Here is a 26,637-nt window from a genome sequence, read left to right on the forward strand (position 1 = left end):
AGGTCGGGGGAGCCGCCCCGAGAGGAACCCATGCCCGACACCGTCATCACGGTCCGCGGAAGCCACACCTCCCACCGATCCCCCGAGCGGGCCACGGTCCGCCTGCGCGTCGGCCTCGAAGGGGCGTCCGCGCAGCAGGTCTTCCAGGGGGTGGCAGAGGCCTCCGCCGCCGTGTCCGCCGCGCTCGCCCCGCTGAACGACCCGGAGGCGGGGCCCGTCACCTGGTGGGCCAGCGACCAGGTGCGGACCTGGGCCCGGCGACCTTGGAACCAGGACGGCAAGCAGCTGCCGATCGTGCACCATGCGCAGACCGGCTTCGAGGCCAAGTTCAAGGACTTCGCCGCGCTCGGTCGGTGGGTGGGCGCGATGGTCGAGATCACGGGGGTGAGCGTCGAGGGCATCGACTGGGCGCTCACGGAGGCGCGGCGCGTCGAGCTGGGCGGCCGGGCGCGGACCGCCGCTGTGCGGGACGCGGCCGCCAAGGCGCAGTCCTATGCCGACGCGCTGGATCTCGGTCGGGTGGCGGTGGTGGCCATCGCCGACGCCGGCATGCTCGGAGAGGGGCTGCATCCGAGCTCGGGGGCGAGCGCCGCGATGAGCACGCGTGGCTCGGCCGGTGGCGGGACGGAGCTCGACTTCACCCCCCAGGACATCGCGGTCTCCGCCGCCGTGGACGCGCGGTTCGTGGTGGGCTGAGCCGGGCGCGCTCCGGTCGACCGGGGAGCGGACACCCGGGTCAGGCCCCACCCACCGTGTCGGCCAGCTCGAGCCGGCGCACCTTGCCGGTGGCGGTGCGCGGCAGGTCGCCGATGAGGTGGAACTCCTTCGGCCGCTTGGCGGGGGCCAGCCGCTCGCGCGCCCAGGCGTCGAGCTCGGCTGGCGTGACAGCGCCGACGACGGCGGCGCAGACGCGGTGGCCCCAGACCTCGTCGGGTACGCCGTACACGGCGACGTCGTCGACCCCGGCGAGCTCGCGCAGGGCGTTCTCCACCTCGAGGGGGTAGACGTTGACGCCACCGGTGATGATCAGGTCCTCGCGGCGCCCGTCGAGCCAGAGGTAGCCGTCGTCGTCCAGCCGGCCCAGGTCCCCGACCGAGAAGGCCGCGCCCTCGGCAGTGGTGCGCCAGGCGGCGGCGGTCTTCTCCGGAGCGTCGAGATAGCTGAAGCGGGCGTGTTCGGGGACCACGCACCAGATCGTGCCGTCGTCGTCGAGGGTGAGGGCCCGGCCCGGTCGGGCGCGGCCGACGGTGCCGGGTCGCTCGATCCACTCCTCGCTGCGGCAGGCGGTGAACTGACCCTCGGTCGATCCGTAGAACTCCCACGTGGTGTCGTCGGGGAAGAGTTCGATCAGGCGCCGCTTGATCGCCGGCGGGCAGGGCGCCCCGGCGTGCGCGACCAGCCGGAAGCAGGACAGGTCGGGCACGCCGGCCTCGTCCCAGTGTGCGAAGAGCCGCTGCAGGTGGGCCGGGACGCAGAACATCGTCGTCGGCCGCTCGGTCGCGATGGACTCGGTGATCCGGACCGCGTCGAACGGTCCCGGCACCACCACGCGTCCACCGGCCAGAAGGGTGCCCATCGCGAAGCGCAGCGGAGCGGAGTGGTGCAGCGGGCTGAGCACGAGATTGACGTCGTCGGCGCCGAACCCCCACAGCTCGCGCTCCTCGGCCACCAGGGCGCGTGCCGCGTCCTCGCTCAGGAGCCCCGAGTCGACCGCCTTCGGCGTGCCGGTGGTGCCGCTCGTGACGTGCATCGGGCGGCCCAGGGGCAGCCGTGCCGCCGGAGCCGCGTCGTGGGTCGCCACCAGCAGCGAGGCCAGCAGGTCGGGGGTGTCGACGATCAGGCGCGGACGCAGATCGGCCAGCACCCGCTCCCGCTCGTACGTCGTGAGCTTGGGGTCGAGCGGGACCGAAAACACGCCGACCGCCAGCAGGGCGATCACCAGCTCGACGTACTCCACCGACCCCGGCAGCAGCAGCGCCACCCGGTCGCCCGGCGCGAGCATCTGCGGGGAGGCCTGTTCATCCATGGCGACATCCTCTCAACCGGGTCTCCGGGGCCGGGGCCGGGTTGGGATACTGCCGGGCATGACGATTCGAGTGGGACTCACCGGCGGCATCGCGTCGGGCAAGAGCACGGTGTCGCAGATCCTGCGCGCGCTGGGCGCGGTGGTGATCGACGCCGACCAGCTGGCCCGGGAGGCGGTCGCCCCGGGCAGCGACGGCCTGGCCGAGGTCGTGGCGGCCTTCGGCGAGGGCGTCCTCACCGCGGACGGCGCGCTCGACCGTCCCGCCGTCGGCGCCATCGTCTTCGCCGACGAGCAGCAGCGACGCGTCCTGGAGGGGATCATCCATCCTCGGGTGCGTGACCTCAGCGCCGAGATCGAGGCGAGCGCCCCACCGGACGCCGTGGTCGTGCACGACATCCCGCTGCTCGCCGAGAGCGGGATGGCCGCCACCTTCGACGCGGTCGTGGTCGTCGACGTCCCCGAGCAGGTGCAGGTGGACCGGATGGTGGAGCTGCGCGAGATGCCGGAGGCGGACGCGCGCGCTCGGATCGCGGCTCAGGCGACGCGTGAGCAGCGGCGCGCGGTCGCGACGTACCTCATCGACAACACCGGGACGCTCGAAGACCTCCGTCAGCGTGTGACGGAGGTCTTCGAGAGTCTGCGACGGACGAGCTGAGCGAGGCTCAGGCAGCGAGGTCCGGGTCGGCGAAACCGCGCAGCTTCTGCAGGGCCTCGCGCTCGAGCTGACGGACCCGCTCGGCGGAGATGCCGTGCCGGGCGCCGATGTCGGCCAGCTTGTGCTGGCGTCCGTCGACCAGGCCGTAGCGCGAGCGGATGATGTCGGCGGCGCGCTCGTCGAGCAGCTCCACCAGCCGGTTCAGCCGGTCGCGGGCCTCGGTGTCGAGCACCTCGAGGTCGGGGCTCGGCGTGGTCTCCTGCGCCATCAGGTCACCGAGCGAGGTGTCGCCGTCCTCGTCGACGGGTGTGTCGAGGCTGACGTGCTCGCGACCCCAGGCCATCAGGTCGAGGACGCGGTCCACCTCCATGCCGAGCTCCTCGGCGATCTCGTGGGGCTCCGGGTCGCGGCCGAGCTGGCGCTCCAGCGTGCGGCGGGCACCGCCCACCTGGTTGAGCTCCTCGACCACGTGGACGGGCAGCCGGACCACGCGCGCCTGCTGGGCGATGCCGCGGGTGATCGCCTGACGCACCCACCAGGTGGCATAGGTGGAGAACTTGTAGCCCTTGGCGTAGTCGAACTTCTCGACCGCGCGGATCAGGCCGGTGTTGCCCTCCTGGATCAGGTCGAGCATCGGCATCTGGGCCCGGCCGTACTTGCGGGCGATCGACACCACGAGCCGCAGGTTGGCGGTGATGAACGTCTGGACGGCCTTGCGGCCCTCCTCCGCGATCCACTCGAGCTCCTCCTGGGTGGCCGACATCGGCGCGCCGCCCTTGCGACGACCCACTCGGCCCTCCTTCAGGAGGTGCTCGGCGAGCAGACCGGCCTCGATCGTCTTGGACAGGTCGACCTCGGTGACCGCGTCGAGCAGGGGGGTGCGGGCGATCTCGTCCAGGTACAGACCGACGCTGTCGCGACCCTCGATCTCGCGCGCTCCGGTTGCCCGTGTTGCAGTGCTGGTTGCCATGGGAGCCTCCTCGTCGGGTGAGTACCCGCGCCGCGGGAAACTCACACTCTCTGCAACTCATCCGTCACCGGGTCGATTCCCGGATTGGTGCTGCCTACACCCGGTATTGACGAGTGGGTTTGCCCGAGAGTTGCCTGCACGCCTGGTTCTCAGGGACTTCTCAGGGCCCGCGCGGGTTTCGAGCAGGGGTGCGAACGCCTCTCAGCGCTCGGCCAGCCCCATCCGGTCGAGGATCCAGGCCAGCGAGAACGCCCGGTCGTGCCAGGACTTGTAGCGGCCCGAGACGCCGCCGTGACCCGCGCTCATCTCGGTGCGCAGCAGGAAGTCGCGCCGGCCCGTCGCGGTCGCCCGCAGCCGCGCGATCCACTTGGCCGGCTCGACGTAGAGCACCCGGGTGTCGTTGATCGAGGTCTCCGCGAGGATCGGCGGATAGTCGATCGCCGCCACGTTGTCGTACGGCGCGTAGCCGCGCATGTAGGCGTAGGTCTCCGCGTCGGCCTCCGGGTTGCCCCACTCGTCGTACTCCGTGACGGTGAGGGGGAGCGCCGAGTCGAGCATGCTCGTGAGCGCGTCGACGAAGGGGACGCTGGCGACGATGCCGCCGAAGAGCTCCGGCGCCTGGTTGGCCACCGCGCCCATCAGCAGGCCGCCGGCGCTGCCGCCCTCGGCGATCATCCGCTCGGGCGTGGTCCACCCGGTGTCGACCAGGTGGCGCGCGCAGGCGATGAAGTCACCGAAGGTGTTCTGCTTGCGCAGCATCTTGCCGTCGTCGTACCAGCCGCGGCCCATCTCGCCGCCGCCGCGCACGTGCGCGATGGCGAAGGCCGCGCCCCGGTCGAGCAGGGACAGCCGGCCGATCGAGAAGTACGGGTCGATGGAGTGCTCGTAGGCGCCGTAGCCGTAGAGCAGCACCGGGACCGGTCCCTGCTCGCGCGCGCCGCGCCGGCAGACCAGGGAGATCGGCACCCGGGCGCCGTCCTCGGCCTCGGCCCAGAGCCGGTGCTCCTCGTAGTCGGCCGGGTCGTAGCCCCCGAGCACCGGCGTACGGCGCAGCAGGTTGAGGCTGCGGTCGCGCACGTCGTAGTCGTAGACCGAGGGAGGCACGGCCATCGTCGTGTAGCCCAGGCGCACCGTCGGCTGCTCGAAGTTGGGGTTGCCGCCCGACCCGACGGTGTAGACGGGCTCGTCGAACTCGATGAGGTAGTCCTCGCCCAGCCCCTGGGGCGCGGCGTCGTCGAGCTCGATGATGCGCAGCTGGGTGAGCCCCTCGCTGCGCTGGTGGACGACCAGGTGCCCGGCGAAGGCGTCGACGTCCTCGAGCCGGGTGGCCGCGTCGTGGGGGATGAGCGGAGTCCACGCCTCGGGCGCCGTCGGACGCACCGGGGCGAGGCCGAGCTCGAAGTCGGGGCCGGTCAGGTTGTGCGTCACCAGGAAGACGTCCTCACCGGCGATCACGGCGTGCTCCAGGGAGTACTCCAGCCCCTCCCGACGCTCCGCGAAGACCTGGAAGCCCAGCTCCGGCTGCTCGGTGTCGAGGTAGCGGTACTCCGAGGTGGTCTTCGATCCCGACGCGATCATCAGGAAGCGATCGGTGCGGGTGCGGCCGATGCCGACCCAGAACCGGCCGTCCGTCTCGTGGTGGACCAGCTCGTCCTCGGCCTGCGTGCTGCCGAGCCGGTGGCGCCAGATCTTGTCGGCGCGCCAGGAGTCGTCGATCGTCGTGTAGTAGAGGTCCTGCCCGTCGCGCGACCAGGTGACGCCACCCAGGACGCCGTCGATCTGGTCGGGCAGCAGCTCGCCGGTGGCGATCTCCTTGACCCGCACCGTGTAGCGCTCATCCCCGACGGTGTCGGTCGACCAGGCGATCAGGGTGGCGTCGGGGCTGATCGCGGAGCCTCCGAGGGAGAAGAACTCATGTCCCTCGGCCAGCTCGTTGAGGTCCAGCAGCCGCTCCTCGCCCGGGAGGGCAGGCTGGTCGGGCGCGCAGTCCTCCACCGGCCGCGGCGGGGTCCACTCGTCGTCGGCGCCGACCGGCACCCGGCAGCTCGCGCCGTACTCCTTGCCCTCGAAGGAGCGGCCGTAGTACCAGTAGCCGCGCTTGCGGGTCGGGACCGAGAGGTCGGTCTCGAGGGTCCGGGAGCGGATCTCCTCGAAGATCGACTGGCGCAGGTCCGCGAGGTGGGCGGTACGACGCTCGGTCCAGGCGTTCTCGGCCTCGAGGTGGGCCGTGACCTCCGGGGAGTCCTTGTCGCGCAGCCACTCGTAGTCGTCGACGCGCGTCTCTCCGTGATGGGTGGTCTCGACCGGGCGTCGGTCGGCGACGGGTGCCGCGTCGGTGAGCTGGTCGGTGGGGTTGGACTCCATGCCCGAGACGATAACGACGTGTGCCCCGTCCGGCTCACTCGCCGTCGGCCACCTTGGCCACCTCGGCCACCTCGCCGGGGGAGGGGGCGGCCTCGCCCGGCTCCGGCGGACGCCAGACGACGAGCTCGGGGTCGTCGGCGCGGAAGGACCGGACCGGTCCCGGCCCCGTGTCGGCGCTCTCGAAGCGCACGGTCACGACGCCCCGCCCCGAGCCCCAGACCCAGCCCGCGCCGTGGACGGCGTGCACCACGTCCATCCCCGGGGCCCAGGTCTGCTGCTGGCGGGAGGTGTCGGGCAGCACGATCTCGTCGACCTGGTCCTCGTCCTCCTCGGTGTCTGCGAAGAGGTCCTCCTGCACCCAGTCGGCGAGGCCGGAGACGCCGACTCCGAGCAGCCGCACGCCGTCCGAGACGTCGAGGTCCGCCAGCAGCCCCCGGGCGGTGCGGGCGACGACCACAGCGCTGTCCGTGGGGGACGCGAGCGTCGAGGACCGGCTCAGCGTCGTGAAGTCGTGCAGGCGCACCTTGATCGAGACCGTGCGGCCCGAGAGTCCGTGCTTGCGCAGCCGGGTGGCCACGTCACCGGCCTGGCGGGTGATCAGGCCCTCCATCAGCCGGCGGTCGGTGAGATCGGTGTCGTAGGTGCCCTCGACGCTGACCGACTTGGCCTCGCGGTCGGCGGTCACCGGACGATCGTCGCGGGCCCGGGCCATCGCGAAGAGCCCGTGGCCGTGGGCGTTGCCGAGGACCCGGACCAGCTCGTCGAGGGGGAGCTGCTCGAGGTCGGCGACGGTGTGGACGCCGATGCGGCGCAGTCGCTCCACGGTCGCGGGGCCGACACCCGGGATCACCCGGACGTGCATCGGACGCAGCAGCTCCTGCTCGGTGCCGGGGGGCACGACCACGAGCCCGTCGGGCTTGTCCAGGTCGCTCGCGATCTTCGCGACGAGCTTGGAGCTGGCGATCCCCACCGACGCGGTGACGCCGCCCGTGGCCTCGCGGACCCGTTCGCGCAGCTCCTCGCCGAGTGCGGTGACCGTCGCGACGTCGCAGTCGCGCAGGTCGGCTCGCGCGAGGTCGACGAACGCCTCGTCGAGCGACAGCGGCTCGACCAGGGGCGAGACCGAGCGCAGCAGGCTCATCACGGTCTCGCTGGTCGCCCGGTAGGCGTGGAAGCGCCCGCTCAGGTAGGCCGCGTGTGGACAGCGGGACCGGGCCTCGCGCGTGCTCATCGCCGAGCGGACCCCGAAGCGCCGGGCTTCGTAGGAGGCAGTGGCCACCACCCCACGGCCACCCACACCGCCCACGACGACGGGCTTGCCCCGCAGCGAGGGCTTGTCGCGCTGCTCGACCGAGGCGAAGAACGCGTCGAGGTCGAGGTGCAGGACAGAGGCCTCCCGACGCATCACGAACTCCGCACACCAGCCATGGGCGCAAACTACCCGGAGCCTCCGACAGCAGCGAATGGCCCCACCAGCGTCCACAGGCCGGCGGTGCACCCGGGTTCTCCACAGCCGAGCGATCGGCAGGTGGGACGGGTCCTGGCGCGGGCAGGGCTCCCTCATGACCACACCGACCCGCTACACCGCCCGCACACCCGACGACCTGCTCGCGCTGGTCCCCGTCGTCCTCGGCTTCGTGCCCCGGCAGTCAGTCGTGATGATGACCTTCGCGGGAGCGCCCCGGCAGCCCAGCGATCCCGCACCGCGTCCCTTCCACGCCCGGGTGGATCTCCCGCCCGCCGGCAGGCCCCAGGAGCTGGAGCAGGTCGTCGCGGCGCTGCTCCAGCCGGTCCGTCAGCACGGTCTGCCGCGCGTGGTGTTCGTCCTGTACACCGAGGATGCCTCCGTCGCGGCCAGGACCACCCAGCTGCTGTGTCGACGGTTCACCCGGGCGGGCATCGAGGTGCTCGACGTGCTCCGCGCCGACGGGCGGTGCTGGTTTCCCCTGCTGCCCGGCCGGCCGGCGATGACCTATGACGGCATCCCCTACGACGTCTCGGCCCACCCCTTCCGTGCTCGCTCGGTGCTCGACGGCCAGGTGACCCATGGCTCTCGCGAGGAGCTGGCCGCGACGCTCGCCCCCGGTCGGGTGGTGAGCAGCGCCCCGCTGATGGCGGCTCTGGCCGGGATCGAGCGTCTCGGCGAGCCCGGCCAGCTGGCCGCCGAGGGCGCCTGGCTGCAGGCCACGCTGCTCCGCCATATCGACCGCCACCTCGACCGCCAGCCCGTCCGTCAGCCCGACCTCCAGCCGCGCCCCGACGACCGTGAGGCGGCGCGCATCCTCGCCGCCGTGCGCGAGATCGAGCTGCGCGACATCGCCTGGGGCCTGATCACGCGAGAGGACGCCGTGGCGCACGTCGAGCTCTGGAGGGACCTGCTGCGGCGGGCGCCCGAGGCGCTCGTCGCGGCCCCCGCTGCGCTGCTGGCGTTCGCGGCCTGGCTGGCGGGGAACGGCGCCCTGGCCTGGTGTGCCGTGGACCGGTGCGTCGAGGTGGAGCCCGACTACGTGCTGGCCGACTACGTCGCCTCCGCACTGACGCACGCCATCTCGCCGTCGTCATGGGAGCCGCCCGACCGCGACGAGCCGGCGTCCTTCGATCCAGCCTGAGACCCGCGCTTGCCGGCTCCCCACGTGGGTACGGGCTGCCCATGACACGCACCCTGGGCATCGAGGAGGAGCTTCTTCTGGTCGACCCGCAGACGCGGGAGATCACGTCGCGGTCGCACCAGGTGATGAAGCACCGCCGGGAGCAGCGAGGCGGCCAGCCCACGCCCGGGAGCCTCGACGCGTCGGCCGAGCTCGACCAGGAGCTCTTCCTGCACATGCTCGAGACGCACACCGATCCGGTCATCGACCTCGACGAGGGCCTGCGGCAGGTGGTCGTCGCGCGTCGGACGGCCGGCGAGGCCGCGCGTGCTGCGGGCGCTGCCGCGGTGGCGGCCGCGACGCTCCCGTTCAACGACGGACCGGCCCGCGTGACCCCCGACGACCGCTACCGGTCGATCGTGGACACCTTCGGGGGAGTGGGCCGCACCGGCGGCACCTGCGGCATGCACGTCCACGTGGCGGTGGAGTCCGACGAGGAGGGCGTGGCGGTCATCGACCGGATCCGCCCCTGGCTCCCGGTGCTGCTGGCAGTGAGCGCGAACTCGCCCTATGCGGACGGCACGGACAGCGGCTACGCCTCGTGGCGCGCCCAGGTCTGGGGGCGCTGGCCGACGGCCGGAGCCGCCGAGCCCTTCGGCAGCGTGGACCGCTACCGGGAGGTCGCGGCCACCCTCCAGGAGTTCGGGGCCGCGCTCGACGCCGGGATGCTCTACTTCGACGCCCGGCTCAGCGCTGCCCACCCCACCGTCGAGATCCGGGTGGCAGACGTGTGCACGGATCCGCAGGACACCGTCCTGGTCGCTGGTCTCACCCGGGCGCTCGTGGAGACGGCGGCTCGGGAGTGGCGCGAGGGGCAGACACCTCCGCAGTGGCGCAGCGACCTGCTCCGCGCCGCGCACTGGCGGGCGTCGAAGCACGGGCTGGCCGAGGCCCTCGTGCACCCGCTGGAGCGCGAGTTGCGGCCCGCTCGCGAGGTCCTCGAGTCGTTGGTCCGGACAGTCCGGCCGGCACTGGAGGAGGCAGGGGACGTCGCGACCGTCGAAGCCGGCGTCGAGCGCGTGCTGGTCGCGGGTGGAGCTGTGCGGCAACGGTCCGCGTTCGAGCGCGGAGGAGACCTGTCAGCCGTCGTCGACGACCTGGTGTGGCGCACCGAGTCGTCGTGGTCTGACTAGAGTCTCGTCATGGGCGAAGAGGTGGAAGCGCAGGAGTTCTCCCGCACCGACCGCACCCGGCACCGGGCGAAGGTCCGGCGCTGTCTGGATGTGTTCGCCCGGATGCTGCGCGAGGAGCGGTTCGACACCGACGACCCGATGACCGGGCTCGAGGTGGAGCTGAACCTCGTCGACGAGGCAGGCGACCCGGCCCTGAAGAACGCGGAGGCGCTCGAGGCGATCGCGGATCCTGAGTTCCAGACCGAGCTCGGCCAGTTCAACGTCGAGATCAACGTGCCCCCGGCTCGGCTCAGGGAGGGCGGGCTCGCGGCCCTCGAGACGCATCTGCGCACCAGCCTCAACGCGGCGGAGAGTCGGTCGGCGTCCGTCGGCGCGCACCTCGTGATGATCGGCATCCTGCCGACCCTCGCCGAGGGGCACATGGGGCCGGCCTCGCTGAGTGCGAACCCCCGCTACCGTCTGCTCAGCGACCAGATCCTGGACGCTCGGGGAGAGGACATCGAGATCTCGATCGCCGGGACGGAGCGGCTGCGCACCACATCGGAGACGATCATGCCGGAGGCCGCCTGCACCAGCACCCAGTTCCATGTGCAGACCTCACCTGACCAGTTCGCGGCCTACTGGAACGCCTCCCAGGCGATCGCCTCCGTCCAGCTCGCGATCGGCGCCAACTCGCCCTATCTCCTGGGCAAGGAGCTGTGGCGCGAGACGCGGATCCCGTTGTTCGAGCAGGCCACGGAGACGCGCAGCGAGGAGCTCAAGGCCCAGGGGGTGCGTCCGCGGGTGTGGTTCGGCGAGCGCTGGATCACGTCGGTCTTCGACCTGTTCGAGGAGAACGTCCGGTTCTTCCCGGCGCTGCTCCCGGTCACCGCCGAGGAGGACCCGCTGCAGGTCCTGGAGGAGGGCGGCACCCCCCAGCTGTCCGAGCTGCGGCTCCACAACGGCACGGTCTATCGGTGGAACCGGCCGGTCTACGACGTCGCGAACGGTGTCCCGCACCTGCGGGTGGAGAACAGGGTGCTGGCAGCAGGACCGACGATCGTGGACACGATCGCCAACGCGGCCTTCTACTTCGGCTTGGTGCGTGCTCTCGCCGAGGGGGAGCGGCCTTTGTGGTCGCAGATGTCCTTCAGTGCGGCCGAGGAGAACTTCCACGTCGCGGCGCGGCAGGGCATCGATGCCCAGGTGTACTGGCCGGGCGTCGGGCAGGTCAGTGCCACCGAGCTGACCCTGCGTCGGCTGCTGCCGATGGCGCACCAGGGTCTCGAGTCGTGGGGCGTGGAGGCGTCCGAGCGGGACCGGCTGCTCGGGATCATCGAGCAGCGATGCCTGCTCACCACCAACGGTGCGGAGTGGTTCGTGCAGCGGATGCGCGCCCAGGGCGCGGGTGTTGATCGCTACGACGCGCTGCGCGCCACGCTGTGCGACTACCGGGAGCTGATGCACACCAACGAGCCGGTGCACACCTGGACCTAGGTCACCGCTGGCGCAGGCGGAGCCACTCCCGTCGTACGCCGCTGCGGGGGTCGCGCCAGCCGCGCCGCGTGACGATGACGAAGGAGAGCGCCAGGTGGCACTCGCGGGCCGCACTCTGCGTCGCGGTCAGCCAGGCGACGTCCTCGTCGTGCAGTGCCAGCTCCCCAGGGCGTGTGAGCCACAGCCCGGGCGTCGGCGTGTGGAGCAGCGCGCGGTCGAGCAGGGCCACCACCAGATCGGTTTGCAGCGCCGCGTCGAGATCCGCGGTCGCCGGTGCGACGAACGCGTCCTCGTGTGCGCCCGGGACCCCGGCGTGCACAGCGGAGGGGAACCGGCGCAGGCCGCGGGTCGCCACGGTGAGGTCGAGCACCGCTGTGCGCCACCGGGCACAGTCCTGTCGGGACACCGGCTCGCGCAGGACGGCGTCCGCGCGGCGGGCGCCGAGGCTCGAGCCTGCTGCGTGGGGGAGAAGCGGCGTGTCCACCCGGGAAGCCTGCCGGAATTCCGTGCGCGCTGCCCAGAGTCGTCCACAACCATCCCGCAGCGGGCCAGGATCGGCTACGGTGCCCACGGCGTCCGCTTCGAGACGCCGGCTGTCTCGTAGGAGGAGGGTTCATGGGAACCGTGGTCGTGGGTTACGTGCCCAAGCCCGAGGGTGAAGCCGCACTGGACAGGGCGATCAGCGAGGCGCAGCTGCGTGGTCTCAAGCTCGTGGTGGTCAACTCACACCGGGGTGGGCATGACTTCGACCGTGAGGCCGCCCAGGAGGTGGAGACCGAGCTCGAGTCGGTCCGCACCCGCCTGGACGCCTCCGGCGTCGAGTACGACGTGCGCCAGCTGGTGCGCGGCTTCGAGCCGGCCGAGGACCTGATCAGCATCGCCGAGGCCAACGAGGCCCAGCTCATCGTGATCGGCCTGCGCCGGCGTTCTCCGATCGGCAAGCTGATCCTCGGCAGCAACGCCCAGCGCGTGCTGCTGGACTCGCACTGCCCGGTGCTGGCGGTCAAGGCCGACGACTGACCCGTCCGTCGCTCTAGCGACCGGCGGCCGCGTCCACGAGGGCCTGCGCCGCCTCGGCTGCCAGGGCGCTCGGGTCGGCCGGCAGCGGCGTGTCGGTGGCAACGCGCTGCTGCCAGCGCTGCAGCGCGACCACCCTGGCCGCAGCCTCCTCGGCCCGTTCGCGGCTGACGTCCCCGCTGCGGATGGCGTCGACGACGGTGGCATGGGTACGACGGGTGTCGGCGGGCATGAGGAGCAGATCCGCGCCTGCGGCGAGCGCCGTGACCGCGGGCCTCTCGCGCCCCGCGACAGCGCCCATGCCGAGGGAGTCGGTGATCGTGACTCCCTCGAAGCCGGTGTCCTCGCGCAGCCAGTCGTAGATCTCCGGAGCCATGCTGGACGGCACCCCCGGCGCCAGCGCGCGTACGTCGAGGTGCCCGATCATGATGGCCGGGGCCCCGGCGCGCACCGCCGCCTCGAAGGGGACGAGGTCCTGGGCACGCAGCTCGGCCGTGCTCGCGTCGAGCTGCGGCAGCGTCTCATGACTGTCCTCGCCGGCGGCCCCGTGGCCCGGGAAGTGCTTGGTGGTCGACACGACGCCTGCCTCGACGTACCCCGTGACGGCGGCTGTCACCGTCCGGGCCGCGACCTGGGGGTCGGAGGAGGGGGAGCGGCTCCCGATGGTGACGTCGGCTGAGCCCACGGTGACGTCGGCGACGGGGGCGAACGCCCAGGTGAACCCGAGCGAGCGCAGCTCCAGGGACGTCGTCCTGGCCGCTGCCTGCACGGCCCGAGCGCCGGCGCGACCGGAGACCTCGAGCGCGTCCCCGGCGGTCTGGAACGACGGGAACTCGGTGGCCACGCCGTCCAGGTGCGAGACCACGCCTCCCTCCTGGTCGACTCCGATGACGGCGGGGAAGTCTCGACCGCTCGCGGCCACGGCGCGGGTGACGGCGCGTGTGGTCGCGCGCACCTGGTCGGCGTCCAGGACGTTCTCGCCGGTCACGGAGACGCCCGCGAGGTGCAGCTGGCGCACGAGCCGGCCGGCCTCGGCGGGGTCGGTGCCGAAGTAGCGGCCCACGATGACCTGCCCGGCCAGCTGCTCGGGCGTCCAGTCCGCGACGAGCGCGCGCGCCTCCTCCATCTCGCTCTCGAGGGGACCCCATGCCAGCGCCGGGTCCCCGCTCGGGCCCGGCGCACCGGCCTTGGGGCTCTCGGCCCCCTCGGGATCCGGGGTCGAGGTGGGCGCGGAGGTGGAGCACGCCGTCACGAGGACAGCGGTCGACGCGGCGAGCATGAGACGGAGCGAGGTACGGGGCACCGCCCGAGGGTAGCCATGACAGAGCCCGAGCCCAACGCGAGCGATCGCGTCGGACTCGGGCTCTGGTTCAGCAGGTCGACCGTCAGCAGGTCGGCCCGTTCAGCAGGTCGACTCAGTGACCGGCGCCGCGAGGTCTCCCGGTCTCCGGGTCCACCACGTCCTCGAGGTGACCCTCGGCGTGGGCAGCCACCAGCTGGGAGCGGCCGGGGTAGCGGATCTCCTCGACCAGCTCCTGCATCACGGGCGACGGCTTGGTCGTGAACTGCGACACGATGATCATCACGGCGAAGTTGATCAGCATGCCGATCGCCCCGAAGCCGGTCTCGGCGATGCCGAAGACACCATCGCCGTTGCCGTAGATGTCGATCGTCCAGGCCATGTAGGCCACCGTGCTGCCCAGTCCGGCGACCATGCCGGCCGTGGCTCCCGCCGCGGTGCAGTTCTTCCAGAAGATGCCCAGGACCAGCACCGGGAAGAAGCTGGCACAGGCGAGCCCGAAGGCGAGGGCCACGACCTGGGCGACGAAGCCGGGCGGGTTGATGCCGAGGTAGCCGGCCACGATGATCGCGCCGACCATGGCGATGCGGCCGACGAGCAGCTGCTTCGCCTCGGTCGCCTGGGGGTTGATCTTCTTGTAGTAGACGTCGTTCGCGACGGACGACGAGATGACCAGCAGCAGGCCCGATGCCGTGGACAGAGCGGCTGCCAGAGCTCCGGCGGCCACCAGTCCCACGATCGGTGCCGGCAGGCCGCCGATCTCCGGCGAGGCCAGCACGATGATGTCGTTGTTGATCATCACGTCGGTGAACCTGAGCGTCGTGTCCCCGCTCAGCTCCGAGATCTTGCTCCCGTCCGCCTGGGTGATCAGTCCGACGTCGGCCCAGGTGGTGAACCACGAGGGCGCGTCGGAGACGGCCGTCCCGTCGACGTCCTTGATGATCTGGAGCTTGCTGAACGCGGCGACCGCGGGGGCCGTCGTGTAGAGCAGGGAGATGAAGAAGAGCGCCCAGAGGGCGGAGAACCGCGCCGCGCGCACGCTCTTGGCGGTGTAGAAGCGGACGATCACGTGCGGCAGCCCGGCGGTGCCGAACATCAGCGAGGCCGTGATCAGCACCATGTTGAGCATGTTGGTGCTCGCGAAGGCGCCGGTGTACTCGCCGAGGCCCAGGTCGGCCTGCAGCGCGTTGAGCTCGTCGAGGATCTTGCCGAAGCCGATCTGCGGCAGGGGGATGTCCGCCACCTTGGCGGACACCGCGACGACCGGGATCAGGTAGGCGACGATGAGCACGGAGTACTGCGCGACCTGCGTCCAGGTGATGCCCTTCATCCCGCCGAGCACGGCGTAGAAGAACACGATGCCCATGCCGATGAGCACGCCGACCGTCGGGTCGACACCGAGGAAGCGGGTGAAGACGACGCCGACACCGGCCATCTGGCCGGCGACATAGACGAACGACACGACCAGGGCACAGACGACGGCGATCAGGCGGGCCGACTCCGAGTAGCGGTCACCGACGAAGTCGGGGATCGTGTACTTGCCGAACTTGCGCAGGTACGGCGCGAGCAGCATGGCCAGCAGGACGTAGCCGCCGGTCCATCCCATGAGGTAGACCGAGCCGCCGTAGCCGTTGCCGGCGAAGGCGACGATGCCGGCCATGGAGATGAACGACGCCGCGCTCATCCAGTCTGCGGCGATGGCGGCGCCGTTGGCAGGCGCGGGGATCCCGCCACCGGCGACATAGAAGCCGGAGGTGGTGCTGACCCGGCTCGCGTAGGCGATGTAGATGTAGAGGCTGAAGGTCAGGACGACGAAGACGAGTGTCCAGGCTTGGATGTCGCTCACGGGTGGTTGACCTCCTGCTCGAACTCGTCGACGCCGAACTCCGCGTCGAGCTTGTCCATCCGCCACACGTAGATGGCGATCAGGATCACGAAGATGATGATCGAGCCCTGTTGGGCGAACCAGAACCCGAGCGGATACCCGATGAAGCTGATCTCGTTCAAGGGCTCGACGAAGATGATGCCGGCACCGAAGGACACGAGTGCCCAGATGCTCAGCAGTATCGCCATGAGCCGTAGGTTGCGGCGCCAGTAGGCCCGGCGCTGGTCTTTATCCATGGGGGCTCCCTGATCGTTGAGATTTCGACGAGAAGACCAGAGCCGCGGAACGAGCGTCAAGGCAACAGAGTGACCCCGGTCACAGCAATCGGTGAGCGGTCACTCTCATGGGATCGGCGGTCGGAATCGGTCGCCCAACGGTCGGTCCTCGCGGCGCCGAGAGGGCCACTGACCGCTCGTCGCGCGCTGATGGCCGCTCAGCGTCCGCCGGCTTCAGGCTCTCGGCAAGGAGGCGGCGGCCGTCTATGGTGGGCCGCGTGACGACCTCAAGCACTGTGCGGACCGCCGTGCCCCGCCGACGTGGCACGGGTGGCAAGCGTCTGCTCGGCGCCGCCCTGATGGTTCTCCTCGGCGCGTGGCTGCCGTGGATCTACACCGGCATGGGCTCGGTGACCGGGGTCCGCGGTGCTGGGCTGTGGACGATGTATGCCGCGGTGTTCGGCATCGCTGGGGCGATGATCCCTCGTCCGCGCTGGTCCGCCGTGCACGCGGCGATCCTGGCGGCCGCGGCTGTCGGGCTGGGTGGGTGGCAGATCGTGCACCTGCTGTCGCTGGTCGGCTTCGACGGTTGGATGCCCGGTCCGGGGCTGGTGCTCACCCTCGGCGGCGGCGTGCTCGCCGCGACCGTGGCTCGGACCCTGTGGCTTCAGGGGTCACCGGCCGGCTCGCCCACCGTCTGAGCAGCCTCACGCGTCGGGTGTCTGACCGCTCGCCCGGGTGCGGAAGGCGCGTCGGCTCGCGGCCAGAGCGTCATCCAGGGAAGTGACTCCGGCCTCCCGCAGGGGGCCCAGCAGCGCGACCAGGACGTCGGCGGTCACGAGTGCGTCGCCGAGCGCGGTGTGGCGTCCCACGACGCTGACGCCGAGACGCTCCGCGATCGCCTCGAGGGTGTGGTCGCCCTGCCCGGGGAAGAGGGTCGTGTCGAGGAGCAGCGTGTCGAGGGCCGGCTGCGGCAGCTCCAGGCTCGCGGAGCGGGCGGCGGCCTCCAGGAAGCGCAGGTCGAAGCCGATGTCGTGGCCGACCAGGACGGTGTCCTCGGCGAAGCGCACGAGCTCAGGCAGGGCCTCCTCGATCCGTGGAGCGTCCACCAGCATCGCGTCGGTCAGGCCGTGGATGGCGGTCGAGGCGGCAGGGACACGACGACCCGGGTTCACCAGCTGCTCGAACGTCTCCTGACGCAGGACCCGGCCGTTCACCACCCGCACCGCGCCCAGCGAGACGATCCGATCTCCTCCCGCAGGGTCCAGACCGGTCGTCTCGGTGTCGAGCACGGTGAAGGTGAGGTCAGCCAGGGACGTCGTCGCCTGCTGCTCGGCACCCACTGACGTGAACAGGTCGAAGTCGTAGAACTCAGGTCGGCTGCCGGGAGAGGCCGCCAGGTCGACCCCCTCGGAGGAGGGCGCCACTCGACTGGCGGTGCCTGGGGGAGCGTCCTCGTCGCCGTAGCGCGGGAGCAGCAGGCTCAGCTGGGCGATGCCGGGCCCTGCCGAGGAGGCCCAGACCTCCGCCGCGTGCCGCTCGACGACCTGACCTCCCGTCGTCGTGCCCTCCTGCCCCAGGGGCTCGTCGAGCCAGCCCGCGAGCGTGGCCGGCTGGGGCGGGGCTCCCGCCCACCGCAGGTCGAGCCGGACGTGATCCGGGACCAGAGAGAGTGCGAGCTCGACGTCTCCCCGCTCGGTCCCACCCAACTCGGCCGCGCCCAGTCGATCGGCCACGAACGCCAGCACGGCGGCCAGGGCGTGCGGATCCGCGTGCAGCCACACCGGCCCCGTGTCGTGGGCGTCCTCGTCGCGACAGGCCACGCCGGCGCGTCCCAGACGGTCGCCGATCACGGAGAGGAGGTCGTCGCCGGAGATGTCGTCGAGCCCGCGATCGTCGCGGGGGTGCAGGTCGAGGTCGGCCTGGTCCAGGCCCCTGCCGAGCCGCTCGGACTCCTCGCCGATCACCTCGAGGAAGCGGCGCCGCTCCGCGTCGGCGAGGTCGGGGAACTCCAGGACGGTCTCGGCCGCGGCGCGGATGCTGCCCAGGGAGCCGCGGATCTCCTCGGTGAGCCGTCGCAGCCCCCGCCGCCGCTCGTCGGCGGTGCCGGCCTCCTGGGTCAGGTCCTCGAGCACGAGGACCATGCCGCTCAGGGAGGACTCGGCCTGATCGTGGACGGGAGCGACGTGCACGCGCAGCATCCGGCCGCGGTGCAGGGTGGTGGCACTGTGGGCGGAGCTCCCACCCTCGAGCCGACGGCGGGCGTGGGCGATGAGCCCGCGGTCGATCAGGCCGAAGACGGTGCGGCCCAGACCGAGGAGCGCCGGATCCGCCACCAGTGACCGGGCCGAGTCGTTGTAGAGCAGGATGCGCCCGTCCGCGTTGCACGCGATGACGGCCACCCCCAGTCGAGCCATCAGGTCCGCCAGCCGGTTGCGCTCGGACTCGACCTCGCGGCGCAGATCCTCGGCGCTCGCCTCGGCGGCGCGCAGCGACACCTCGCGCTCGTCGGCGAGTCTGTTCACCGCCGCCGATACAGCGGCGAGCGGGCCGGAGTCGACGGAGGGGAGCCGATGGGCGGGGTTGGCGGCGACGATGACGCCGACGTCCTCCGCGAAGCGGCTCAGGACGTCGCGCCGGCGACGCAGCAGCAGGAGCAGGGCCGTCGCGAGACCGACCGCCGCCAGCAGGCCCAGCACGGTGACGGCGACGGGATCCGTGTCGGCCCCGAGGAGGGCGATGGCACCCACCGCGGCCAGGACGGCATAGGCGGTGACGGCGACCGCGACCGGTGCCGGGCGCAGGTCGGGCCCGCTCACGATCCCTCCTCGAGCAGTGTCTTGACCTGCTCGACGAGCTCGCGGGTGGAGAACGGCTTGGTGACGTAGGCGTCCGCACCGACCGCCAGCCCCTTGGCGATCTCGGCGTCGCGACCCTTCGCCGTGAGCATGACGATCTTCAGGTCCCGCCATCCCGCGGCCCGGATCGTCTGCGCCACCTCATAGCCGTCGCGCCGGGGCATCATGACATCCAGCAGCACGAGGTGCGGGCGGAAGCGCTCGACCTCCGCGAGGGCCTCGTCCCCGTCGCGGGCGACCGCGGTCTCGAAGCCGTTGCGCCTGAGGATGAACTCCAGCGAGATGACGATGTTCGGCTCGTCGTCGACGATCAGGATGCGGTGCGTCATGGGGTCTCCGTCCTGGCCACGGGCAGGGTGAACGAGAAGGTGGCTCCGCGCCCGGTGCTCGGCTCGACCCACAGCCTCCCACCCAGGTGGTCGATGATCTCGCGGCTGATCGGCAGCCCGAGCCCGGTTCCCGCCGGACGGTCGCGGTGCGTGTCCCCACCCTGCCGGAACTTGTCGAAGATGACGGCGAGATCGTCGTCCGGCACGCCGGGGCCGTTGTCCTGTACGTCGATGCGGACCTCGTCGCCGGCCCGCGTCGCCCGGACGTGCACCTCGCCCTGCTCCGGGTCCGCGAACTTCACCGCGTTGCCGAGCAGGTTCACCATCACCTGGACGACCCGGTCGTGGTCGGCGGAGACCCGGGGGAGGTCGTCGGCGACGTCCACCTCGAGCCGGACATCGCGTTGGCGGCGCAGCTTCTCGGTGCTCGTCGTCGAGGCGGAGACCACCGACCTGAGGTCGACCGGTCGGACCTTCCACTCGGCGGCGCGCGCCTCCAGTCGGGCCAGGTCGAGCACCTGGTTGATCAGGCGGGTGAGACGCTCGGTCTCCTCGACGAGCGGCTGCAGGAACCGCCGCCGCTCGTCGGTGTCGAGGTCGGGGTTGTCCAGGAGGATCTCCGCGAAGGCCCGGATCGAGGTCAGCGGGGTGCGCAGCTCGTGGGTCACCGTCGAGACGAAGTCGTCCTTGAGGCGGTCGAGCTCCCTCAGCTGCTCGTTGGCTGCGCGCAGCTCGGCCGTGGTCCGCCTCAGCTCCCGGGACCGGCCCTCCAGGGCTCGGCTGTAGGCGCGGACCTGGGAGGCCTCGTCGAGGATCTCCATCACCTCGTCGATCCCCAGCGGCTCCTCCGAGGTCACCGTCGCGACCAGGGCGCGGGCGGACGCCGAACCGACCGCGCCGGCCAGCAGCGTCTCCACATGATGGATCAGGGCCGCGTCGGCAGGGGAGGACGGGGCCGTGGTGGTGCCGCCGGCGTCGTACGACGTGAGCGCTCGCCGCGCGCCCTCGGGCCCGACGAAGCGCTCCAGCAGTCCCGTCAGCGCGCCGACGGTGGCGGTGCCACGGCGCAGCGCGGTGTCACGTCCGGAGACCGGCGGCCCGCGCAGGGCGTCGACGAACACCGCTGCCTGGACGCGCTCCACGGGTCCGGGGCGGGCGGTGAGGGAGACGACGACGAGCACGCCGAGGTTGGCCAGCATGCTCCAGAACATCGCGTGGCCCACCGGGTCCATGCCGTCCAGGCCCAGCAGCGCGTGCGGGGCCAGCAGCCGGAGTCCGAACGGCCCCTCCTCGGGGATCGACGAGGGCAGCCAGCCGTTGTCCGAGAAGGACGGCAGCAGCAACGTGTAGGCCCACGTGCCGACACCGGCGAGCAGCCCTGCCACGGCGCCGTTCCGGGTCGCTCCTTTCCAGTAGAGCCCCAGCAGGACGGCCGGCGCGAACTGCGCGACGGCCGCGAAGGAGATGAGTCCGATCTGGACCAGCCCGGTTGCGTCGGTGGCCACCCGGAAGTAGACGAACCCCAGCAGCAGCAGAGCGACGATCGTGACGCGACGCACCCGCAGCACCAGCCGCCCGAGGTCGTGCGGCCCACGGAGGGGGTCGCGCCGACGCAGCAGCAGAGGCATCACCAGCGAGTTGGACACCATGGTGGCCAGGGCGATCGTCTCGACGATGACCATGCCGGTCGCGGCGGAGAGCCCGCCCAGGAACACGACGAGGGCCAGCCCCGCGCGCCCGTCGGCCATCGGCAGGGCGAGCACGAACGTGTCGGCGTCGGCCGTGCCCTCGCCGAAGACGAGGAGTCCGCCGAGGGCGATCGGGAGCACGAAGAGGTTGATCAGCACCAGATAGACGGGGAACAGCCAGCTGGCCGTCCGCAGATGGTTCTCGTCGACGTTCTCCACCACCGTCACCTGCCATTGGCGGGGCAGCAGCAGGAACGCCAGCATCGACAGCACCATCAGCCAGAAGAACTCGCCGTAGCCGGTGGTGGAGCTCAGGGTGAGCAGGCGCTCCAGATCCGGCCTCTCGGCCGCCTGCGCCACGATGTCGGAGAAGCCGTCGAACAGGCCCCAGGTGACCCAGGCCCCCACGGCCAGGAAGGCGACCAGCTTGACCAGCGACTCGAAGGCGATCGCGGCCACCATGCCCTCGTGGCGCTCGGTCGCGTCGAGGTGGCGGGTGCCGAACACGATCGTGAACGCGGCCAGCGCCACCGCGGCGTACAGAGCGGTGTCCTCGACCAGGGGGACGCCGGACGTCGCGGAGATCGAGGCCCCCGGTCCCCGCACGATGGCGAACGACATGGAGATGGCCTTGAGCTGCAGGGCGATGTAGGGCACCAGCCCGACCACGGCCACGACGGTGACCAGCCCGCCCAGCATCCGGCTCTTGCCGTAGCGGGCGGACACGAAGTCCGCCAGGGAGGTGATCCGATCGCGCTTGCAGATCCGGATGATCTTGCGCAGGACCACCCACCACAGGGTCACCACGACCATCGGGCCCAGGTAGATCGGCAGCCAGGCGACCCCGCCCGTCGCGGCGCTGCCGACACTGCCGTAGTAGGTCCAGGACGTCGCATAGACCGCGATCGAGAGCGCGTAGAAGTAGCCGTTGCTGATGATGCTGCGGCCAGCGGCGGCTCGTCGGTCGCCATAGTGGGCGATCGCGAAGAGGAGCGCGAGATAGGCCACGGAGACCGTGATCACGACCCAGGTGTCGACCATCTCAGCGCTTCCTCGTGGTGAGCGCGACCAGCACGATCAACACGGTCCAGACGACGAACATGTAGACCCAGAGCACGGGGAGCCCGAGGACCAGCACCGGTACGTCGGCCACGCGCAGGAGCGGGTAGTTGAACAGCGCGAACCCCACGACGGCCAGCACGACCAGTCGGGTGGGGGTCCGGTCCTCGTCCACGCAGCCGCCTCGGATCAGTCGGGTCCACTCAGGTCCACTCAGGTCACGGTGTGCGTCTGGTAGCGCCGCTCCGTGATCGCCTGCATCCGCCGCACGGTGCGCAGCGCGGCGAGCAGACGCTGCCGTTCCGTCGCGGACAGCGCCGCCAGCGGCACCAGGTTGTCGGGGGTGGTCCCCTCGGCGGCCTGGCCGATCTGATGGCGCAGCCGCAGCCCGGTGAGCAGCCGGTAGGCGTCCAGCAGACTGTCCACGCCGGAGACGCTCAGCGTGCCGGCCTCCCGCGCGGCCTCGAGTCGCAGCGACGTCGTCCGGGCGGCCGAGCCCGCGGCCAGGGCGTAGAGCCGGGCCAGCAGCACGATCGCGGCGGTCCCGCCACGCTTCACGTCCAGGTTGCCGTGCGCGGTCCGCACATGCCTGCCGATGACCAGTGGCGGGCGGAACGCCACGGCGGCGCGCGCCATCTGGAGCATGAAGGCCCCGTGCCCGCGCCCGGCCTCCAGGATGCCGGCCAGCCGGCTGACGTCGAGGTCCCCGTGCACCGGGCGTACGTCGAGGAAGACCTCCGCGCGCAACAGCTCCGCCGGCAGGGCGCTGTCCACCCAGCGGTGGAAGAAGGCGGCGTAGTCGTCCAGCGGACGACGCCAGCTGGTGGCCATGAAGCCGCCGCTGCACCGGGGGATCCCGGCGCGGGCCAGCCCGTCGACGACGGTCGTCGCGAGCACTGCGAAGTAGACGTCCGGATCGGCGTCGCCTCGACGGGGGCCGCCGTAGGCGAGGGCGCTGTCCTGGTCGCTGGAGAGGACCTGCTCACCGCGCCCGTGCGACCCGAGGGCCAACCAGGAGTAGGTGCACGGGGGCGGGCCGAGTCGCGCCTCGCCCAGGACCAGCAGGCGCCGCGTCAGGGCGTCGTTCACGGCGGCGACCGCCTGCGTGACCTGGAGGGAGTCGACCTCGGCGGCGAGCAGGTCCGCGGTCGCATCTCGCAGGACGAGCCCGAACCCGTCGAGGGGGTCGAGGCGGTCGAGGTCGTGCAGGGCCTCCACGAGCTCCATCGGGCCGCGGAGCTGCTCCACGCGCTGCACGGGCACCACCTCGAGCCTCGGCCGGTTCCACCACCCTGGGTGGGGTCACCGTACTGCCGCGGAGCGGTTTGCGGGAGGATCCGTCGGGCCGACGTCCGCTTCCGGATGTGCGAGATACTCGCGCCATGGGATTCCACATCACCGGCGAGCCGGAGAGCGACGCCGTCCTGGACGATCACCCGTTCGCCATCCTGGCGGGCATGATGCTCGACCAGCAGTATCCGATGGACAAGGGGTCCACCTTCGAGGTTGAGTGCGGGTGTCAGGATCGCCAGCAAGGGTGCATAACTATGCACGGCCGCTTACGCCAGCGGTTCTCCATCGTCGGGGAGGGGTCCTGGTCGCCCCGGTTCAAGAGGTGTTCCGCCTAGATCGGCCACTTCAGCGAGACCCGACTCGTGCAGGACCCGGACACCGTGCTCGCTCAGCCAAGAACAGTCGTTGCTGAGACGTTCGAAGGTGCTGGGCAAGAACGGATCTGGAAGTAGGTCTCGCTTGGTTCCTTGGTACAGAACGAACGCGACGTGCGGCGTCAGGCCTCGCTGACGGACGGCCGTGATGTTGCCGCTGTGCGCGACCAAGTTTCGGGCCTGCTTCAAACGCTCGTAGATGCGCAGTGCGTTGGACAGGTCGCCCGAGTACCCCACGTCAGCAGCCGCGGCAACGAAGTAGTGCATGCGTTCTTCGTCCTGGACGCGTCGCAACTTGCGCTTCGTCAGTGCGCGGCCTAACTCCGGGGACTTGGAGTGCAGAACCCGACAGATCACCCAGTCCAAGAGTTCTGTCATGCCCACGTAGCGACCCGTGAGCGTCAAAGCGCGTGCGTGCAGGTTGTCGAAAGACTCTGGTTCCATGGCACTCACGAGACGCCACAGTAGGGGGTGTGACCCCTCGGCACTCGGAAGATAGGCCCGAGCCGACCGACACGGACCTCATCCGCTGCCCAACGGGCTCAGCATCCACGCCTGTCCCACGTGGCTGAGCGCCCAAGGGTGGGCTCTTGGCGGCGCGCCGGAAGGTTCGACCGATGAGTGAGTTCGAACACGTGAGCGAACGACACACGCGAAGGATCGCACGTGTCACCTCGCGCTCGGGATAACCTCCTGACATGGCCAATACCGCACCGGCGTTCCGCTTTGTCGACCTGTTCGCCGGTGTCGGTGGCTTCCACGCTGCGTTGAAGTCGTACGGAGGCGAGTGTGTCTATGCGGTCGAGATCGACAAGGCCGCAGCGACTGTCTACGAGCGCAACTGGGGTCACAAGGCACTCGGTGACCTCACCAAGGACGCCAACAAGGACGTGATGAACGTCCCGGCTCACGAAGTGCTGGCCGCAGGCTTCCCTTGCCAACCGTTCAGCAAGTCCGGGGCTCAGCGGGGCATGGACGAGACCCGAGGCACGCTCTACTGGAACATCCTCCAGATCATCACAAAGCGGAAGCCGAAGGTCGTTCTCCTGGAGAACGTCCGCAACCTCGCTGGACCGCGCCACGCTCACGAGTGGCAGGTCATCATCGAGACACTGCGAGACGAGGGCTACCGGGTCTCGGAGACCCCTGCGATCTTCTCCCCGCACCTACTCCCGCCTGAGCGTGGCGGGCGACCGCAGGTCCGCGAGCGTGTGTTCATCACGGCTACCCATGACCCGACCGGCGTGGGCGCTGACCTGCCGGTGCTTCCCGTGGCCCTGCCGAGCGACCGCATCGATGGCTGGGAGCCGAAGGCGGAGTGGCACCTGGAAGACCTGTTGGACGACTCCCACAACATCGACGGTTGCGACCTGACTGACTCCGAGCGTCGGTGGATCGACGCATGGGATGAGTGGGTGCAGACGTGGTACGAGGCCACGAACGGACGCAGACCTCCGGGCTTCCCGATCTGGGCCGACGCCTGGACCGAGTTCGACAAGGTTGTGAAGCGGTTCGGCTTCGTGCCCGAGTACCGCGACTTGATGGAGGACGATCCTGACCTGCCTCAGTGGAAGGCGGGACACATGGCGAAGAACTTCGACCTGTACGCCCTGCACCGTCCGTGGATCGATCGCTGGGCGAAGAAGTGGGGCATCTACACCGCGGCGTTCCCGCCCTCACGTCGGAAGTTGGAGTGGCAGGCACAGGACACGCCGAGGCTCTGGGACACCGTGATGCACTTCCGGCCCTCAGGCATCCGCGCCAAGCGTTCGACGTACCTCCCCGCTCTGGTTGCGATCACGCAGACAAGCATCATCGGACCGCGAGAGCGTCGCCTGTCTCCCCGGGAAACCGCACGGCTCCAAGGTCTGCCCGACTGGTTCGACTTCGGTGAGCAGCGCCACGCTGCCACGTATAAGCAGATGGGCAACGGCGTGAACGTCGGAGCCGTCTGGCATGTGCTCCGGGAGCACGTGTTGCGCGATGAGGACGTGCTGAAGCGGACCCGGGCTGGTCGAAGCATCTTCGATGCCGTCCGGACGGCGCCGCTAAGTCCCGACGCTGTATTGGAGGCGATGAGGCCCTGAGCGCCTCAGCGTTCGACCGACTCTGAGTAGATCAGGAAGTTGTCGATGTTGCGCTTGTCGATCATGACCTTCAGGGCGCGGGCATCACCGCTCTGCTGTCTGCCCTGAGCGAAGTCGCCCAGCACCACACCGAAGTTCGCCTCGTTGAGTTCCAGTATCTTCATCGATACGTACCGGACGGACTGCTTGAAGCGCCGGGCGTATGAGAGCGGCTCGTATCCCTTCCTGGCTTCGTAGCCGACCGATCGGCGCCACTCGTTCCACCTCACAGTGGCTAGGTCACCGTGGTCGCGCGCGTGGTGGGTCTCGTGCTCATAGAGCACATACCAGAACCGCCCGAACTCGGCCACGCACCGCCTGATGTCCTCGGCGTCGTTGCCTGGCGACTCGCGCACAGTGATGTCGGTTGACTTTAGATCGCCGTAGAACTCCACGATGCCGCTCCGGAGCAGCAGGAGGTCGTAGTCGAACATGCCGCGCTTCTTGACCCTCTGAAACTGGACCAGATCGGTGTAGTCGTAACTGCGGAGGAACGAGTCCAGCCTGTGTTCGAGGTAGAAACCGGGCCACTCCCCTTGGAACGTGTCTGGCCATGACGCGGAGTGCATCTCCCCGATGGCGTCGAGGGCGGCGAACTCGTCGCCGGTGAGGAACTCCTCGTTGAAGTGCTCGAAGACCTGCACACGGGGATCTGGCGCGTAGCCCGCGTCCAGAAAGGCAGCGAACTCATCGAAGCGGATACTAGTGAGTCGGTTACCGTTGCGGTCTTCGCGCGAGAACTGCCCAAGGGTCTGTGCCTGGAAGAGGTCGTTGGTCGAAACGTGCGCGGCCGAGTTGTTGGCCTTGCGCCGGATGTAGGTACTCGGGTCGAAGTCAACGAAGATTGTCACGCCTCGGTAGTTGTAGACCCCGACGAAACGGACGATCAGACCGTCCGCACGGCCCTCCCGCTCCACGTCCAGCCAGTAACGCGGGATCTGGATGCGCTTCTTGAACGGCTCCCACGGTCTGCCGAGATAGGTGACCTGCTTCTTGAGGATCACCTGATCGCGGTAGCGCACCACCTGCTCTCCGGCGAACATCTCGACCGTCGCCCCCGGCAAGGCAGCGAGTAGTAGGTCGTTCTTCTCGCGCGTGTTCAGGGTGGTATCAACGTCCTGAACCAAGGCCCCATCGAACCGGATCTGGTCAACGACGACGGAACCCATGCGGGTATTGATACCAGTTCCGCCCTGGGCGCCGGAGTCAGATCGCGAAGAT

At 70.5% G+C, this 26,637-nt stretch carries 23 protein-coding genes; 8 read left to right on the forward strand and 15 right to left on the reverse strand.

Annotation, left to right across the window (positions count from 1 at the left end):
- Window positions 1-30: 30 nt before the first annotated feature.
- Window positions 31-696, forward strand: a complete 666-nt coding sequence (locus tag ACYU7L_RS16140) for an SIMPL domain-containing protein (RefSeq protein WP_460798629.1) — start codon at window positions 31-33, stop codon at window positions 694-696.
- A 40-nt stretch (window positions 697-736) separates the two neighbouring features.
- Here the strand turns inward: ACYU7L_RS16140 and ACYU7L_RS16145 are convergent, their stop codons facing one another.
- A complete protein-coding gene (locus tag ACYU7L_RS16145; protein WP_460798631.1) occupies window positions 737-2,026 on the reverse strand; it encodes a class I adenylate-forming enzyme family protein in 1,290 nt (429 codons plus the stop codon).
- 58 nt (window positions 2,027-2,084) lie between these two features.
- Here ACYU7L_RS16145 and coaE point away from each other — a divergent pair, with 58 nt between their 5' ends.
- Window positions 2,085-2,681, forward strand: a complete 597-nt coding sequence (gene coaE / locus ACYU7L_RS16150; RefSeq protein ID WP_460798634.1) for a dephospho-CoA kinase — start codon at window positions 2,085-2,087, stop codon at window positions 2,679-2,681.
- A 7-nt stretch (window positions 2,682-2,688) separates the two neighbouring features.
- Here the strand turns inward: coaE and ACYU7L_RS16155 are convergent, their stop codons facing one another.
- The 3 genes from ACYU7L_RS16155 to ACYU7L_RS16165 form a co-directional block, all read right to left on the reverse strand.
- Window positions 2,689-3,651: a sigma-70 family RNA polymerase sigma factor gene (locus tag ACYU7L_RS16155; RefSeq protein WP_460798637.1), complete on the reverse strand. Its 963-nt coding sequence runs from the start codon at window positions 3,649-3,651 to the stop codon at window positions 2,689-2,691.
- Between the two features lie 201 nt (window positions 3,652-3,852).
- Window positions 3,853-6,015 carry a S9 family peptidase gene (locus ACYU7L_RS16160; RefSeq protein ID WP_460798639.1) on the reverse strand — a complete coding sequence of 721 codons (2,163 nt, stop codon included), beginning with the start codon at window positions 6,013-6,015 and terminating at the stop codon, window positions 3,853-3,855.
- A 34-nt stretch (window positions 6,016-6,049) separates the two neighbouring features.
- The gene (locus tag ACYU7L_RS16165; protein WP_460798642.1) at window positions 6,050-7,420 is read right to left on the reverse strand and encodes a DNA polymerase IV; all 1,371 of its coding nucleotides are present in this window, start codon (window positions 7,418-7,420) and stop codon (window positions 6,050-6,052) included.
- A gap of 157 nt (window positions 7,421-7,577) precedes the next feature.
- On the opposite strand from ACYU7L_RS16165, the gene ACYU7L_RS16170 reads away from it, so the two are divergent.
- From ACYU7L_RS16170 to ACYU7L_RS16180, 3 genes are read left to right on the forward strand one after another with little or no spacing between them, the layout of a single operon-like run.
- A complete protein-coding gene (locus tag ACYU7L_RS16170; protein WP_460798644.1) occupies window positions 7,578-8,624 on the forward strand; it encodes a DUF4192 domain-containing protein in 1,047 nt (348 codons plus the stop codon).
- A gap of 41 nt (window positions 8,625-8,665) precedes the next feature.
- Window positions 8,666-9,796: a carboxylate-amine ligase gene (locus ACYU7L_RS16175; protein ID WP_460798647.1), complete on the forward strand. Its 1,131-nt coding sequence runs from the start codon at window positions 8,666-8,668 to the stop codon at window positions 9,794-9,796.
- Between the two features lie 9 nt (window positions 9,797-9,805).
- Window positions 9,806-11,272: a glutamate--cysteine ligase gene (locus ACYU7L_RS16180; protein WP_460798650.1), complete on the forward strand. Its 1,467-nt coding sequence runs from the start codon at window positions 9,806-9,808 to the stop codon at window positions 11,270-11,272.
- 1 nt (window position 11,273) lies between these two features.
- Here the strand turns inward: ACYU7L_RS16180 and ACYU7L_RS16185 are convergent, their stop codons facing one another.
- On the reverse strand, window positions 11,274-11,756 hold the full coding sequence (locus tag ACYU7L_RS16185; protein ID WP_460798653.1) for a hypothetical protein: 483 nt from the start codon (window positions 11,754-11,756) through the stop codon (window positions 11,274-11,276).
- A 131-nt stretch (window positions 11,757-11,887) separates the two neighbouring features.
- On the opposite strand from ACYU7L_RS16185, the gene ACYU7L_RS16190 reads away from it, so the two are divergent.
- Window positions 11,888-12,292 (forward strand): universal stress protein, encoded by a 405-nt coding sequence (locus ACYU7L_RS16190; protein ID WP_460798655.1) that lies wholly within the window; start codon window positions 11,888-11,890, stop codon window positions 12,290-12,292.
- A 13-nt stretch (window positions 12,293-12,305) separates the two neighbouring features.
- On the opposite strand, the gene ACYU7L_RS16195 is transcribed toward ACYU7L_RS16190, so the two are convergent.
- The 3 genes from ACYU7L_RS16195 to ACYU7L_RS16205 all read right to left on the reverse strand — a co-directional run bounded on the left by ACYU7L_RS16195 (window position 12,306) and on the right by ACYU7L_RS16205 (window position 15,710).
- Window positions 12,306-13,592, reverse strand: a complete 1,287-nt coding sequence (locus ACYU7L_RS16195; protein WP_460798658.1) for a glycoside hydrolase family 3 N-terminal domain-containing protein — start codon at window positions 13,590-13,592, stop codon at window positions 12,306-12,308.
- Window positions 13,593-13,704: 112 nt separating this feature from the next.
- Window positions 13,705-15,435, reverse strand: coding sequence for a sodium:solute symporter family protein (locus ACYU7L_RS16200; protein ID WP_460798661.1), 1,731 nt, complete (start codon window positions 15,433-15,435; stop codon window positions 13,705-13,707).
- On the reverse strand, window positions 15,432-15,710 hold the full coding sequence (locus tag ACYU7L_RS16205) for a DUF4212 domain-containing protein (RefSeq protein WP_460798663.1): 279 nt from the start codon (window positions 15,708-15,710) through the stop codon (window positions 15,432-15,434). The genes ACYU7L_RS16200 and ACYU7L_RS16205 overlap by 4 nt, the downstream gene beginning before the upstream one ends.
- Before the next feature lie 257 nt (window positions 15,711-15,967).
- Between ACYU7L_RS16205 and ACYU7L_RS16210 the strand changes: the two genes are divergently transcribed.
- Complete coding sequence (locus ACYU7L_RS16210; protein WP_460798666.1) at window positions 15,968-16,390, forward strand: hypothetical protein; 423 nt, start codon at window positions 15,968-15,970, stop codon at window positions 16,388-16,390.
- A 6-nt stretch (window positions 16,391-16,396) separates the two neighbouring features.
- On the opposite strand, the gene ACYU7L_RS16215 is transcribed toward ACYU7L_RS16210, so the two are convergent.
- From ACYU7L_RS16215 to ACYU7L_RS16240, 6 genes are all read right to left on the reverse strand, one after another.
- Complete coding sequence (locus ACYU7L_RS16215) at window positions 16,397-18,508, reverse strand: 3'-5' exonuclease (RefSeq protein WP_460798670.1); 2,112 nt, start codon at window positions 18,506-18,508, stop codon at window positions 16,397-16,399.
- A complete protein-coding gene (locus tag ACYU7L_RS16220; RefSeq protein WP_460798671.1) occupies window positions 18,505-18,876 on the reverse strand; it encodes a response regulator transcription factor in 372 nt (123 codons plus the stop codon). Before ACYU7L_RS16220 ends, ACYU7L_RS16215 begins: the two co-directional genes overlap by 4 nt.
- Window positions 18,873-21,605, reverse strand: a complete 2,733-nt coding sequence (locus tag ACYU7L_RS16225; RefSeq protein ID WP_460798673.1) for an ATP-binding protein — start codon at window positions 21,603-21,605, stop codon at window positions 18,873-18,875. Before ACYU7L_RS16225 ends, ACYU7L_RS16220 begins: the two co-directional genes overlap by 4 nt.
- Before the next feature lies 1 nt (window position 21,606).
- A complete protein-coding gene (locus tag ACYU7L_RS16230; RefSeq protein WP_460798675.1) occupies window positions 21,607-21,798 on the reverse strand; it encodes a hypothetical protein in 192 nt (63 codons plus the stop codon).
- A gap of 38 nt (window positions 21,799-21,836) precedes the next feature.
- A complete protein-coding gene (locus tag ACYU7L_RS16235; RefSeq protein WP_460798677.1) occupies window positions 21,837-22,886 on the reverse strand; it encodes a putative nucleotidyltransferase substrate binding domain-containing protein in 1,050 nt (349 codons plus the stop codon).
- Between the two features lie 296 nt (window positions 22,887-23,182).
- Entirely contained in the window at window positions 23,183-23,743 is a 561-nt protein-coding gene (locus ACYU7L_RS16240) for a hypothetical protein (protein WP_460798681.1), read from the reverse strand.
- 245 nt (window positions 23,744-23,988) lie between these two features.
- Between ACYU7L_RS16240 and ACYU7L_RS16245 the strand changes: the two genes are divergently transcribed.
- Window positions 23,989-25,377, forward strand: coding sequence for a DNA cytosine methyltransferase (locus ACYU7L_RS16245; protein WP_460798684.1), 1,389 nt, complete (start codon window positions 23,989-23,991; stop codon window positions 25,375-25,377).
- A gap of 5 nt (window positions 25,378-25,382) precedes the next feature.
- Here ACYU7L_RS16245 and ACYU7L_RS16250 read toward each other — a convergent pair whose 3' ends face one another.
- Complete coding sequence (locus ACYU7L_RS16250) at window positions 25,383-26,585, reverse strand: hypothetical protein (protein ID WP_460798686.1); 1,203 nt, start codon at window positions 26,583-26,585, stop codon at window positions 25,383-25,385.
- Window positions 26,586-26,637: the final 52 nt, after the last annotated feature.

This window comes from Nocardioides pacificus (genome assembly GCF_054775955.1).

What these genes read in the sequence shown, in the direction of transcription:
- ACYU7L_RS16225 (WP_460798673.1), bottom strand. Translation starts at nt 21,605, where the DNA reads ATGGTCGACACCTGGGTCGTGATCACGGTCTCCGTGGCCTATCTCGCG.
- ACYU7L_RS16180 (WP_460798650.1), top strand. Translation starts at nt 9,806, where the DNA reads ATGGGCGAAGAGGTGGAAGCGCAGGAGTTCTCCCGCACCGACCGCACC.
- ACYU7L_RS16160 (WP_460798639.1), bottom strand. Translation starts at nt 6,015, where the DNA reads ATGGAGTCCAACCCCACCGACCAGCTCACCGACGCGGCACCCGTCGCC.
- ACYU7L_RS16170 (WP_460798644.1), top strand. Translation starts at nt 7,578, where the DNA reads ATGACCACACCGACCCGCTACACCGCCCGCACACCCGACGACCTGCTC.
- ACYU7L_RS16190 (WP_460798655.1), top strand. Translation starts at nt 11,888, where the DNA reads ATGGGAACCGTGGTCGTGGGTTACGTGCCCAAGCCCGAGGGTGAAGCC.
- ACYU7L_RS16220 (WP_460798671.1), bottom strand. Translation starts at nt 18,876, where the DNA reads ATGACGCACCGCATCCTGATCGTCGACGACGAGCCGAACATCGTCATC.
- ACYU7L_RS16250 (WP_460798686.1), bottom strand. Translation starts at nt 26,585, where the DNA reads ATGGGTTCCGTCGTCGTTGACCAGATCCGGTTCGATGGGGCCTTGGTT.
- ACYU7L_RS16145 (WP_460798631.1), bottom strand. Translation starts at nt 2,026, where the DNA reads ATGGATGAACAGGCCTCCCCGCAGATGCTCGCGCCGGGCGACCGGGTG.
- ACYU7L_RS16155 (WP_460798637.1), bottom strand. Translation starts at nt 3,651, where the DNA reads ATGGCAACCAGCACTGCAACACGGGCAACCGGAGCGCGCGAGATCGAG.
- ACYU7L_RS16245 (WP_460798684.1), top strand. Translation starts at nt 23,989, where the DNA reads ATGGCCAATACCGCACCGGCGTTCCGCTTTGTCGACCTGTTCGCCGGT.
- ACYU7L_RS16140 (WP_460798629.1), top strand. Translation starts at nt 31, where the DNA reads ATGCCCGACACCGTCATCACGGTCCGCGGAAGCCACACCTCCCACCGA.
- ACYU7L_RS16205 (WP_460798663.1), bottom strand. Translation starts at nt 15,710, where the DNA reads ATGGATAAAGACCAGCGCCGGGCCTACTGGCGCCGCAACCTACGGCTC.
- coaE (WP_460798634.1), top strand. Translation starts at nt 2,085, where the DNA reads ATGACGATTCGAGTGGGACTCACCGGCGGCATCGCGTCGGGCAAGAGC.
- ACYU7L_RS16165 (WP_460798642.1), bottom strand. Translation starts at nt 7,420, where the DNA reads ATGCGTCGGGAGGCCTCTGTCCTGCACCTCGACCTCGACGCGTTCTTC.
- ACYU7L_RS16175 (WP_460798647.1), top strand. Translation starts at nt 8,666, where the DNA reads ATGACACGCACCCTGGGCATCGAGGAGGAGCTTCTTCTGGTCGACCCG.